Origin of the sequence: Neisseria sp. Marseille-Q1983, assembly GCF_018224585.1 — a bacterium.
Lineage (GTDB): Bacteria > Pseudomonadota > Gammaproteobacteria > Burkholderiales > Neisseriaceae > Neisseria > Neisseria polysaccharea.
The window spans coordinates 1-12,064 of sequence record NZ_JAGTUI010000019.1; the positions used below are offsets into that span (position 1 = coordinate 1).

A 12,064-nucleotide genomic window follows, 5' to 3' on the forward strand; every position below is an offset into this window, starting at 1 on the left:
TTCTCTTTGAGCTAAGGCGAGGCAACGCCGTACCGGTTTTTGTTAATCCACTATAAAAACACAACCTAAATAAAAATGCCGTCTGAACCATATTTCAGGTTTCAGACGGCATTTGCGTGTCGGATGCACACCGGACAGGCGGTAAGCCGGGTTCTGTCTCGGACAGTCATTCCTCTAGGCATACCGTTGCCGGTATGCTCAAGCAACCTACCCGAACGCTCGGCGGGCAGCGTCATTGCGTTCTGTTTGGTCTTGCTCCGAATGGGGTTTGGCCTGCCGCATATTGTTACCAAATGCGCGGTGCGCCCTTACCGCACCTTTTCACCCTTACCTGTGCTGCCAAAGCAGCCATCGGCGGTTTTGCTTTCTGTTCCACTTTCCGTCGCGTTACCGCGCCCGGCCGTTAACCGGCATTCTACCCTGCGGAGCCCGGACTTTCCTCCCCGTATGCCTTACGCGATACGCGGCGACTGTCTGCCCGTCCCGTGTGCGGCGCGGATTATAACACGAAACGCAAAAATGCCGTCTGAAACGGTACAGGTTTCAGACGGCATACAGCCTAAACTACACACCCTGTTTCAGGCTAGCTTCGATAAAGCCGTCCAAGTCGCCGTCCAATACGGCTTTGGTGTTGCCGACTTCGTAGCCTGTACGCAAGTCTTTGATACGTGAGGAATCCAAAACATACGAGCGGATTTGGCTGCCCCAACCTACATCAGATTTACCTTCTTCCAATGCCTGTTTCTCTTCGTTGCGTTTGCGCATTTCCAATTCATACAGTTTGGATTTCAACATTTCCATCGCGGCCGCTTTGTTGGCGTGTTGAGAACGGTCGTTTTGACATTGCACCACAATCCCCGTCGGCTCGTGGGTAATGCGCACGGCGGAGTCGGTTTTGTTGATGTGCTGACCGCCCGCACCCGATGCGCGGTAGGTGTCGATGCGCAAATCGGCGGGGTTGATTTCGATTTCGATGGAATCGTCGATTTCGGGGTAAACGAACACGGATGAGAACGACGTATGGCGTTTGTTGTTCGAGTCAAACGGCGAGTAGCGCACCAAGCGGTGAACGCCGGTTTCCGTGCGCAGCAAGCCGTAGGCGTATTCGCCTTCCACGCGGATGGTGGCGCGGTTGATGCCCGCGATTTCGCCGTCGTCTTCTTCGAGGATTTCGATTTTGAAGCCTTTGCGCTCGGCGTAGCGGCTGTACATGCGGAACAGCATACCCGCCCAGTCTTCCGCTTCCGTACCGCCTGCGCCTGCGGTGATGTCGATAAAGCAGTTGTTCGGGTCGGCGGGCTGGTTGAACATCCGTTTGAACTCCAAATCCGCCATCTGTTTTTCCAGTCCCGCCACGTCTTCCTGCACGGCGGCGAACCCTTCTTCGTCGTTTTCTTCGACGGTCATTTCGATCAGCATGCGGTTGTCTTCGATGCCAGACGCGATGTTGTCGAGCGTCAACACGATGCCTTCAAGGATTTTGCGCTCTTTGCCGATTTCTTGGGCGCGTTTCGGGTCATTCCACAGCTCAGGGTCTTCGGAAAGGCCGATGACTTCTTCCAATCGGTCTTTCTTGCCCTGATAGTCCATATAGACGCGGATGTCTTCGCTGCGTTTCTCCAAGTCGTTCAGGGTGTTGTTGAGCTGGTTGATTACTTCGGCTTCCATGATTCTTTTGTTCTTTCAAAATTTTAGGGGCGTATTGTAAGGGATTCGGGTATTTTTTTCTATGGATAAAGCCTTCTAGAAACACGTTCAGACGGCATAGCGTCAATAACGGTATGCCGCCAGTTTACGTTTAATTTCAGGCAATGCGGCACGTGCGGCCTCTTCACCCAACCGGATGGCGCGTTTTTTCTGATCGAATCCGCCCACAGACCCTAAATCCAACACCTGCGGTTTGATGACGACATTTGCCTGCCCCAACTCGTTTTGCAGTGCAGAAACACTCATTACGTTCAGTGTCTGATCGAGATAAGAGAAGAACCCTTGACCGACATTTTTGCTCGGACGTGCGGAAATATCGACGGCAATCACAAAATTCGCCCCCTGCCGCCGGGCCGAACTGACAGGGACGGGCTGCGACAGACCGCCGTCAACATATTTGTGCCTGTCGATGATGACTGGCTGGAACACATTGGGAATTGCTGCGGAAGCACGAACCGCCTGTCCGACATTCCCCTGATTGAAAGCGACGGCCTTGCCGGTTTCAAAATCAGTGGCAACGGCGGCAAATTTGATGGGAAACTGCTGAATCTGCCTGCCGCCGACTTTTCGGTTGATGTAATTTTGCAGCTTTTCGCCTTTGATAAAACCACTGGTGGACAAGGTTAAATCGACTAAATCCGTTTTACCTAAAATCTCGGCTTCCAATTCAAGGCGGTCGGGCGACATACCCGATGCAAAAAGGCTGCCGACTATCGAACCTGCCGATGTGCCAGTAACCACCTTCACAGGAATACCGTTTTCTTTCAAAACCTTAATAATGCCTATATGGGCAAATCCTTTAGACGCGCCGCCACCGAGTGCCAAACCGACCACTGCGGCGGGTTTGGCGGTTTGCACCGGCTTGCGGGCGGCATTGTTTCCCGCCGTACCGCAGGCGGCAAGCAAAGCGGCAGCGGCGATTGCCAAAAGTGGTCTGATTTTTGAAAACGTTACCATATTTTCCATTCCTTTATATATTGCATCCCGTCAAAGGGGGATTGCTTTTCTTAACAACCACCTTTGACAGCCAAGCGAAAGGGGCTTTGTTAAGTCATCATCAAAATTAATATTTTCTTTTTTTCCTTTACGGAAATTGTAATTGTTGGGTCATATGAATGGTAGGAGCCACCATCAATAGTTTCATTTTCCAGCGACATAGGCTGTTGCCCCTATAAATACTGAGATGGCAAAGGAAATATGCCTTCACTTTCTGGATAATTTTCCACATTACTAGACAGCCAGAGTTCAAAGATTTTGTAATCGTCAAAGAAACCAAATATATACCCTCGCTTTAGTAAGTCTATATAATCTTTTTGAGAAACTACCAAAGGATTTCCGTTTCTCATTACTCTTGATTGTCTAATAAAAAGTTCTTTATTGTATGATAAGAAAATCGCTAAATCTGGATATATTATATTTTCTTTCTCTAAATCAACTTGCCCTATCAGTTTCCAAATCTTCTTTCTTATGGCTGTTTCTATACAGGATTTATAAGTCTTAAACCCAACAGAAAGAAGCTCATCCATATTGGCTGTCTTTTCCGAGAGATAATCAAAAATACCAAACTCGTATTGCCTCACCCTACATATGTAAGCAAATTTCCCATTTGGGAGCGAGATTTCATAGATTTTTCCGTATTTTTTTACGCCCTTATCCATATTGATTATTTTTAATGTGATTTATTTGATAAATTATCATCGAGTAGTCCCGTTTTGTTGTTGTCGGGATTAGCATTTGAAAGCATACCGTCCAAGGCGGGAATTATCTCACAACACCGCCGTTATCCAAATATCCCACCTTTTTCCCTTTCTTCCCGTCAAAATACTTTCTTTTTATATTCATTAACTTGTTAGATTATTGGCTGCCGAGTGTCAGTTTTTCCGACAAAATCCGTCTAATGGGGTATCAACAGAAACAAAAACAGGAACACTTATGAAAATCGGAACAACTTGGCAGACGGCATCCGCTATGCTGGTTTTGCGTCTGTTTGCCGCATATGAATTTTTGGAATCGGGTTTGCAAAAATGGAACGGGGAGAATTGGTTTTCCGAAATCAACGATCAGTTTCCATTCCCGTTCAACTTGCTGCCGGACGCGTTAAACTGGAATCTCGCGATGTATGCGGAGCTTTTGCTGCCCGTACTGTTGCTTTTGGGTTTGGCAACGCGCCTGTCGGCATTGGGGCTGATGGTCGTTACCGCCGTCGCTTGGGCTGCGGTTCACGCCGGTTCGGGTTACAATGTCTGCGACAACGGTTATAAAATGGCTTTAATTTATATCGTGGTATTAATCCCGCTGCTTTTGCAGGGTGCGGGCGGATGGTCGCTGGATACGCTGCTGAAAAAACGGTTTTGCCCCCGATGCCGTCTGAAACAAGATTGATTCAGTCGTGGAATCTGACTCTAAACATTCCAACCTTATCTCGTTAACTTGATATTCTGAAAAGGAAATAGAAATGAACAAAAACATTGCTGCCGCACTCGCCGGTGCTTTATCCCTGTCTTTGGCCGCCGGCGCCGTTGCCGCCGACAAACCGGCAAGCAACGCAACAGGCGTTCAAAAATCCGCCCAAGGCTCTTGCGGCGCGTCCAAATCTGCCGAAGGTTCGTGCGGCGCAGCTGCTTCCAAAGCAGGCGAAGGCAAATGCGGCGAGGGCAAATGCGGTGCAACCGTAAAAAAAGCCCACAAACACACCAAAGCATCTAAAGCCAAAGCCAAATCTGCCGAAGGCAAATGCGGCGAAGGCAAATGCGGTTCTAAATAATCCGCTCCCTCAAACCAAGCCGCGTTTTTCAGTAAAATGCGGCTTTTTTAACGGCAAACAAAGATTTTTTTAACAAGCACATCATTCTTTTGTGCCATCCGAACCGGGTAAAAATATGATTCAACACGCAGGCTTGGGCTACCGCCGCGACTTGGCGGAAGACTTCCTCTCGCTTTCAGACGACAGCCCGATACGTTTTATCGAAGCCGCCCCCGAAAACTGGCTGAAAATGGGCGGTAGGGCGCGCAAACAGTTTGACCGCGTGGCGGAACGGCTGCCGCTGGCGTTGCACGGATTGTCTATGTCGCTGGGCGGGCAAGCCCCGCTGGATACTGATTTGATAGACGGCATCAGAGAAATGATGCACCGTTACAATTGCACGTTTTTCTCCGACCATTTGAGCTACTGCCACGACGGCGGTCATCTTTACGATTTGTTGCCGCTGCCCTTCACCGAGGAAATGGTGCATCATACGGCGCGGCGTATCCGCGAAGTGCAAGACCGTTTGGGCTGCCGCATCGCGGTGGAAAACACGTCCTACTACCTGCATTCCCCGCTTGCCGAGATGAACGAGGTCGAGTTTCTCAACGCGGTTGCCCGCGAAGCCGACTGCGGCATTCATTTGGATGTGAACAATATTTACGTCAACGCCGTCAATCACGGCCTGTTGTCGCCTGAAGCATTTTTAGAAAATGTGGACGCAGAGCGCGTGTGCTATATCCATATTGCCGGACACGACGTCGAAACGCCCGAATTATTGATTGATACCCACGGCGCGGCGGTTTTGCCGACCGTTTGGGATTTGCTCGAACTGGCCTATGCCAAGCTGCCGACGATTCCGCCCACCCTGTTGGAACGCGATTTCAATTTTCCGCCTTTTGCCGAACTCGAAGCCGAAGTCGCCAAAATCGCCGATTATCAAACGCGTGCCGGAAAGGAATACCGCCGTGCAGCCTGAAACCTCCGCCCAATACCAACACCGCTTTGCCCAAGCCATACGCGAAGGTAAAACCGCCGACGGATTGCCGCAAGAACGGTTAAATGTCTATATCCGACTGATACGCAACAATATCCACAGCTTTATCGACCGCTGTTATACCGAAACGCTGCAATACTTTGACCGCGAAGAATGGGGTCGTCTGAAAGAAGGTTTCGTTCGCGACGCGCGCGCCCAAACGCCCTATTTTCAAGAAATCCCCAGCGAGTTCCTACAATATTGCCAAAGCCTGCCGCTTTCAGACGGCATTTTGGCACTGATGGATTTTGAATATACCCAATTGCTGGCAGAAGTTGCACAAATTCCGGATATTCCCGACATTCATTATTCAAATGACAGCAAATACACGCCCTCCCCTGCGGCCTTTATCCGGCAATATCGATATGATGTTACCGATGATTTGCAGGAAGCGGAAACAGCCTTGTTAATATGGCGAAACGCTGAAGATGATGTGATGTACCAAACATTGGACGGCTTCGATATTATGCTGCTGGAGATAATGGGTTCCTCCGCGCTTTCGTTTGACACCCTCACCCAAACCCTTGTCGAATTTATGCCTGAGGACGATAATTGGAAAAATATTTTGCTTGGGAAATGGTCAGGTTGGATTGAACAAAGGATTATCATCCCCTCCCTGTCCGCCATATCCGAAAATATGGAAGGCAATTCCCCGGGCCAAAACCATCTATCCGCATAAAATTACCTTGTTCCCGATACTATGCCGCTACCCGACCTGACCGATGCCGAATTAATGGAGTCGCGCAAACTGCTTCTGCATTTTGCGCGGCTCCAGTTGCCCGACCACCCTGATTTGGCTGAAGATTTAGTGCAGGAAACATTGCTGTCCGCATACAGCGCAGGCGACAGTTTTCAAGGCAGGGCGCTTGTCAACAGCTGGCTTTTTGCCATATTGAAAAACAAAATTATTGACGCATTACGTCAAATCGGGAGGCAGAGGAAAGTCTTTACCGCACTGGATGACGAGCTGCTGGATGAAGCATTTGAAAGCCATTTTTCCCAAAACGGGCATTGGACGCCGGAAGGGCAGCCGCAACATTGGAACACTCCGGAAAAATCATTAAATAACAACGAATTTCAAAAAATTCTGCAAAGCTGCCTATACAACCTGCCTGAAAACACCGCACGGGTATTTACCCTGAAGGAAATACTCGGTTTTTCATCCGGCGAAATACAACAAATGTGCGGTATCAGCACGGCCAACTACCACACCATTATGCACCGCGCCCGAGAATCATTGCGCCAATGCCTGCAAATTAAATGGTTCAACCAAGAAAACCTGAAGTAAACCGTTATGAAAAAATGCCGCAATATTGCCCTGCTTCTTTCCAAACATCAGGATCGGGAAACCACCCCGGGCGAGAAGATTTCCATATATATGCACCTGCTGTTCTGCCCGCATTGCCGGGAATATAAAAGACAGCTTCAAACCATCAAAATATCACTGGCAAAAACAACTAGAACTTCAAAATAAATGCCGTCTGAAAGGGCTTCAGACGGCATAAGCTGACGGAAACAAATCAAACCGATTTACTGTTATCGGCAGTTCATCCATAATACACGCTTCAAAAGCAGTATATTTTCCCATACGGAATAATATAGTGGATTAACAAAAATCAGGACAAGGCAACGAAGCCGCAGACAGTACAAATAGTAAGGCAAGGCGAGGTAACTCCGTACTGGTTTTTGTTAATCCACTATAAATACGCAAAACACAAAGGCTGCATCAATTTGCTATGTATTTGCCTCATTTCACAGACGGCATTATCCCTACCGCCCAACCCGTTCTTTCTGAAGAAGCGGATTTCAATGATTAAGGAAACCCTAATGCGCCCAATCTTCCTATCTTTCGTTTTACTCCCTATATTGCTAAGCTCCTGCGGCACGCCGAAAATGTCTGCCCGATGGGAAAGTATCGGCACAATCTCAAACGGTAATATTCATACATATATCAATAAAGACAGCGTGAGAAAAAACGGAAATCTGATGATTTTCCAAGATAAAAAAGTTGTTACCAATCTAAAACAAGAACGTTTTGCCCACACCCCCGCATACAAGACTGCCATTGCCGAGTGGGAAATCCACTGCAACAACAAAACATACCGCTTAAGTTCGCTACAGTTGTTTGATACAAAAAACACAGAAATTTCCACACAAAGCTACACAGCCTCTTCCCTCCGCCCGATGAGCATCCTGTCCGGGACATTAACCGAAAAACAATATGAAACCGTATGCGGGAAAAAACTCTGATTACAACTTATGCACAAACTTATCCACAAACCTTATCATAAAAATGCTGTCTGAAATACTGAAATATCCGCATTTCAGACGGCATTTTGCCATTTTCCTGAAAAGTTACCCCAAAAATTATCCACATTATTTTTTCAAACCGGCTTCCATCCGAAATATAAACCTGCTATACAATTTCATTATCCAAACGTAAATTGTTCCATTGATACACAAAACTGCTTGCCCCTATAATTTTGATAAAGCATTTTTTGCATTCCCGGCTTCGTCCCGTAACCAACACAGCCTCTAAAAAATAATCGCTTGTTTTGACACCGATACACTCATACAAATACAGAAACTCAAGAAAATAACCTTGTGTATTGACCATCTCAAGCAATTCAGAAAAATCAAGAAATTTTCTGACCGTAAACAAACGTTTCCCTAAAAAAACGATGTCTTCAAAAATATCAACCAAATAATCATCTTCGGCGTTTTCATTTTCATGGGTTAAAACAACACGGGAAAAATCTGTTTTCAGATGTTTGCCCGCTTGATTGTTCGGATTATTGTTCAGAACGACAAAACCGTCCTCAAAATCAAAGCAGACGTTGCGTCTTTCTACCTTTATCTCTGTGCAATAATAATCATGTAGAGAAATACCATCCGAAAAATTTTTTCTTTGCGTATGCAAAAAAGTTTTCATTCAAGCCCCCCATATCTAACGCAAACGTTTACCTGTTTCTCCATCGATAATCTGACTCGGCGATTTCTGCCTGCCGATTCTCCCGCCGACAATCCACACATCGCGTCCGAACTGCCTTCTGACTTCCCTCTCCGTCCGACACGCACGTTTGCCCGCCCGATTACATGAAGTGGAAACCAAAGGCATACCCAATGCCTGACACAAACGCCTTGCACCTGCATGATCAGGAATCCTGACCGCCAACTTGCTGCGCTGTTTCCCGCGCAACTCAGGTAATACGCAGGATTTGGCAGATAATAGGAACGTTTTAGGGGCGGGCCATTCTTTTCTAAGCATAGCCTGCAGATTTTCAGACGGCATTTGAAGTAAAGGCTGCAACTGTTCAAATTGATTCCCGATGACAATCATACCCTTGTGTTGCGGCCTTTTTTTCAAATGCGCCAACTTACCGAGTGCTTTGGCTAATGTCGGAAGACACCCCAAGCCATAACAAGATTCGGTCGGATAAGCGACCAAACCGCCTTTTTTCAAATAAACGCTTAATTTACGTTGCGCTGATGCTGCGATAATTCTCGGAAATAACATAATATAAAATGCCGTCTGAAGCGCATCAGTCATACTTGGCTTCAGACGGCATCATCCTCTTTCTAATTAACGGTTAATCGCTTTATCGGCAATGTCTTTACGGTATTGCATCCCGTCAAAGCTGATTTTTTCCAATGCGCCATACGCCTTGGCTTTGGCTTGCGCCACATCGTCGCCCAATCCTACGACACACAATACGCGTCCGCCGTTAGTCAATACGTCGCCTTTCCCGTTTGCCGTTGTACCTGCGTGGAAAACTTTGCCGATTTGGTTGGCGGCATCCAGACCAGAAATAACATCGCCTTTTTTAGGCGTTTCGGGGTAATTTTGTGCCGCCAGCACCACGCCTACGGCGGTTTGCGGGTTCCATTCTGCGGTTACACTATCGAGTTTGCCGTCTATTGCTGCTTCAACCAAATCCGCCAAGTCGCTGTTCAGACGACTCATAATCGGCTGAGTTTCGGGATCGCCGAAACGGCAGTTAAACTCAATCGTATAGGGTGTGCCGCTTTGATCGATCATCAAACCTGCGTACAGGAAACCGGTGAACTCATATCCTTCCGCTTTCATCCCCGCTACGGTCGGCAAAATAATCTCGTTCATCGCACGCTCGTACACAGCAGGCGTTACCACAGGCGCAGGGCTGTACGCACCCATACCGCCCGTATTCGGACCTTTGTCTCCGTCTAAAAGACGTTTGTGGTCTTGACTGGTCGCCATAGGCAATACATGATTGCCATCAACCATAACGATAAAGCTCGCTTCTTCGCCTTGCAGGAAATCTTCAATCACAACGCGCGCGCCGGCATTGCCCATTTTATTGCCCAACAACATATCGTCAATCGCAGCATGCGCTTCATCCAAAGTCATTGCCACAATCACGCCTTTACCTGCCGCCAAACCATCGGCTTTGATGACGATGGGCACACCTTTCTGATTGACGTAATCATGTGCGGCATCGGCATTTTCAAAGGTTTGATATTGCGCGGTTGGAATGTTGTATTTCGCCATAAATGCTTTGGCGAAATCTTTAGAACTTTCCAACTGAGCCGCATATTGTGTCGGACCGAATATTTTTAGCCCTGCAGCACGGAATTCATCCACAACACCCGCCGCCAAAGGTGCTTCAGGACCGACGACGGTAAAAGCAATATTTTCTTTGTGGCAAAATTCGATTAAATCCCGATGCGCGGTCAAGGCGATGTTTTGCAGCTTGGGTTCAATCGCCGTACCGGCATTACCGGGCGCAACAAATACTGTTTCCACTTTAGGCGACTGCGCCAATTTCCAAGCCAGCGCGTGTTCGCGACCGCCATTACCGATAACCAGCAGTTTCATGCCATCTCCTTGACAAATATGTACTTTTAATAACGAAAACTCGATACAAAGGGACTTTTGTCCCATCTGAAGAAATTTTAGTAGAATCAAACAAAAAACCACTTCATTCCACTCTGCAACCTATTCAACTTATTCACAAATTAAAAAAGGACAAGCAAACATGCAAAAACGTATTGATGAAATCCAAAGCAAATACCGCGAATGGTGTCATTTACTACTGCAACTGGAAGAAAACATTCGCCGTTGGAAATATGCCGTCGCTTTAATTCGCGATATGGACAATTTCTATACCCACGAGTATCAGGTGTGCCATCAGGCTATTGAAGACGGGGCAGAACTGAATTTGCAAACAAAAGACGAATACAGCATTATGAGTGAAGATGCGCTATGGAACCCGCTTGGCGAATTCCATCAATTGGCTTGGCTATATTTGCGCTCCAGCGTCGATACCTTGGACAGATATACGCAAGAAGATTAATCAGCGAAGAGATTGTCTGAAATACCATTACAAAGCATTTCAGACGACCTTTTCATTCAAAAGGCTTTTCCGTATTTACTTCAATCTGCCGTGTATTCTTCCAAGCCGCAACACAGACTTCATAATTTACCAACGACAAACTTACCGTCAATCGGCAATCCAACTGCAAATCCTGCTCCAATATATCCGCCTGATATTGTTTGGCAATGCGTATTGCTTCATTCAAAAACGGATATTCACATTTCAGCCAAACGGTTTTTTCAATATTCTTTTCAATCACTTCCGCAATCGCCAACGCCTGAGCCGTCGCCTCTTTGTACGCGTGAATCAGACCGGGAACGCCCAATAAAGTACCACCGAAATAGCGGACGACCACGACCAAAACATCGGTAATACCCACCGAATCAATCTGTCCCAAAATTGGTCGTCCAGCACTTCCTGATGGCTCTCCATCATCGTTGGCACGAAATTGCATACCATCCACGCCCAAACGATAGGCATAACACCAGTGTCGTGCTTTATGATGTTCTTCCTTTAACGAATCGAGGTATTTTTTCACATCAGCCAATATCCGAATCGGATAGGTAAATGCAATAAAACGGCTGCCTTTATCTTTAAACTCAGCCTGCGTCGGGGAAGTAATGGTTTTATAAGTCGTAATCATGCTGAAATATTTTCAGACGACCTCATTAATAACAAGGTCGTCTGAAAGTTTCACGTGAAACATCAATTTTTCAATACTTCTGTTAATTGTGGAACGATTTTAAATAAATCGCCAACCAATCCGTAATCGGCTACATTGAAAATCGGCGCATCAGCATCTTTATTGATTGCAACAATCACCTTACTGTCTTGCATACCGGCAACGTGTTGAATCGCACCTGAAATACCGATTGCAAAATAGAGCTGCGGCGCAACCACTTTACCGGTTTGTCCGACTTGAGCATCGTTTGGCGCATATTCGGCATCAACTGCCGCACGGGATGCACCGATTGCCGCACCTAAAACATCCGCCAACGGTGTCAGCACTTCATTGAATTTTTCCGCACTACCCAACGCACGACCACCGGAAACAATCACTTTTGCCCGAGTTAGTTCGGGACGATCGGAATGGGAAAGCTTGCGGTTCACAAAACGACTCAGGTTTTGAGCAGGGGTTGTTTCAATATTAATTACCTCAGCATTACCACCTTGCACCGCCGCTGCGTCAAAAGCCGTCGCACGGAAGGTCAGCACCAATTTTTC

General features: G+C 47.1%; 16 protein-coding genes and 1 other RNA gene. 8 read left to right on the forward strand and 9 right to left on the reverse strand.

Annotation, left to right across the window (positions count from 1 at the left end; all coding sequences use genetic code 11):
- Positions 1 to 126: 126 nt before the first annotated feature.
- The 4 genes from rnpB to KEM39_RS05920 form a co-directional block, all read right to left on the reverse strand.
- Positions 127 to 486: RNase P RNA component class A (gene rnpB, locus KEM39_RS05905), an RNA gene on the reverse strand.
- A 78-nt stretch (positions 487 to 564) separates the two neighbouring features.
- Positions 565 to 1,668: a peptide chain release factor 2 gene (gene prfB / locus KEM39_RS05910; RefSeq protein WP_003743167.1), complete on the reverse strand. Its 1,104-nt coding sequence runs from the start codon at positions 1,666 to 1,668 to the stop codon at positions 565 to 567.
- 102 nt (positions 1,669 to 1,770) lie between these two features.
- Entirely contained in the window at positions 1,771 to 2,664 is an 894-nt protein-coding gene (locus tag KEM39_RS05915) for a patatin-like phospholipase family protein (RefSeq protein WP_192886344.1), read from the reverse strand.
- A 212-nt stretch (positions 2,665 to 2,876) separates the two neighbouring features.
- A complete protein-coding gene (locus KEM39_RS05920) occupies positions 2,877 to 3,365 on the reverse strand; it encodes an Imm26 family immunity protein (protein ID WP_118997815.1) in 489 nt (162 codons plus the stop codon).
- A 274-nt stretch (positions 3,366 to 3,639) separates the two neighbouring features.
- Here KEM39_RS05920 and KEM39_RS05925 point away from each other — a divergent pair, with 274 nt between their 5' ends.
- From KEM39_RS05925 to KEM39_RS05955, 7 genes are all read left to right on the forward strand, one after another.
- Positions 3,640 to 4,089 carry a DoxX family protein gene (locus KEM39_RS05925; RefSeq protein ID WP_003710760.1) on the forward strand — a complete coding sequence of 150 codons (450 nt, stop codon included), beginning with the start codon at positions 3,640 to 3,642 and terminating at the stop codon, positions 4,087 to 4,089.
- Positions 4,090 to 4,162: 73 nt separating this feature from the next.
- Positions 4,163 to 4,471 (forward strand): hypothetical protein, encoded by a 309-nt coding sequence (locus KEM39_RS05930; RefSeq protein WP_003688122.1) that lies wholly within the window; start codon positions 4,163 to 4,165, stop codon positions 4,469 to 4,471.
- A gap of 115 nt (positions 4,472 to 4,586) precedes the next feature.
- Positions 4,587 to 5,429, forward strand: coding sequence for a DUF692 domain-containing protein (locus tag KEM39_RS05935; protein WP_118997816.1), 843 nt, complete (start codon positions 4,587 to 4,589; stop codon positions 5,427 to 5,429).
- The gene (locus KEM39_RS05940; protein ID WP_118794732.1) at positions 5,419 to 6,165 is read left to right on the forward strand and encodes a DNA-binding domain-containing protein; all 747 of its coding nucleotides are present in this window, start codon (positions 5,419 to 5,421) and stop codon (positions 6,163 to 6,165) included. The genes KEM39_RS05935 and KEM39_RS05940 overlap by 11 nt, the downstream gene beginning before the upstream one ends.
- A 21-nt stretch (positions 6,166 to 6,186) precedes the next feature.
- A complete protein-coding gene (locus KEM39_RS05945) occupies positions 6,187 to 6,774 on the forward strand; it encodes a sigma-70 family RNA polymerase sigma factor (protein WP_118794733.1) in 588 nt (195 codons plus the stop codon).
- A gap of 6 nt (positions 6,775 to 6,780) precedes the next feature.
- The gene (locus KEM39_RS05950) at positions 6,781 to 6,960 is read left to right on the forward strand and encodes a zf-HC2 domain-containing protein (protein WP_118794734.1); all 180 of its coding nucleotides are present in this window, start codon (positions 6,781 to 6,783) and stop codon (positions 6,958 to 6,960) included.
- A 335-nt stretch (positions 6,961 to 7,295) separates the two neighbouring features.
- On the forward strand, positions 7,296 to 7,736 hold the full coding sequence (locus KEM39_RS05955; protein ID WP_192886345.1) for a surface-adhesin E family protein: 441 nt from the start codon (positions 7,296 to 7,298) through the stop codon (positions 7,734 to 7,736).
- Positions 7,737 to 7,902: 166 nt separating this feature from the next.
- On the opposite strand, the gene KEM39_RS05960 is transcribed toward KEM39_RS05955, so the two are convergent.
- Genes KEM39_RS05960 through purD form a run of 3 tightly spaced genes read right to left on the reverse strand, consistent with a single transcriptional unit; the run spans position 7,903 to position 10,341 of the window.
- Entirely contained in the window at positions 7,903 to 8,418 is a 516-nt protein-coding gene (locus KEM39_RS05960; RefSeq protein WP_118997818.1) for a hypothetical protein, read from the reverse strand.
- 15 nt (positions 8,419 to 8,433) lie between these two features.
- Positions 8,434 to 9,036, reverse strand: a complete 603-nt coding sequence (locus KEM39_RS05965; RefSeq protein WP_118997819.1) for an L-threonylcarbamoyladenylate synthase — start codon at positions 9,034 to 9,036, stop codon at positions 8,434 to 8,436.
- A 33-nt stretch (positions 9,037 to 9,069) separates the two neighbouring features.
- A complete protein-coding gene (gene purD, locus KEM39_RS05970) occupies positions 9,070 to 10,341 on the reverse strand; it encodes a phosphoribosylamine--glycine ligase (protein WP_118997820.1) in 1,272 nt (423 codons plus the stop codon).
- Between the two features lie 160 nt (positions 10,342 to 10,501).
- On the opposite strand from purD, the gene KEM39_RS05975 reads away from it, so the two are divergent.
- Positions 10,502 to 10,819 carry a DUF4298 domain-containing protein gene (locus tag KEM39_RS05975; protein ID WP_118997821.1) on the forward strand — a complete coding sequence of 106 codons (318 nt, stop codon included), beginning with the start codon at positions 10,502 to 10,504 and terminating at the stop codon, positions 10,817 to 10,819.
- Between the two features lie 52 nt (positions 10,820 to 10,871).
- Here the strand turns inward: KEM39_RS05975 and KEM39_RS05980 are convergent, their stop codons facing one another.
- Together KEM39_RS05980 and KEM39_RS05985 are read right to left on the reverse strand one after the other, a co-directional pair.
- Positions 10,872 to 11,483, reverse strand: coding sequence for an IMPACT family protein (locus tag KEM39_RS05980; protein WP_118997822.1), 612 nt, complete (start codon positions 11,481 to 11,483; stop codon positions 10,872 to 10,874).
- Between the two features lie 62 nt (positions 11,484 to 11,545).
- Positions 11,546 to 12,064 (reverse strand): electron transfer flavoprotein subunit alpha/FixB family protein (locus tag KEM39_RS05985; RefSeq protein WP_211709698.1); only part of this gene is annotated, 519 nt, incomplete at its 5' end.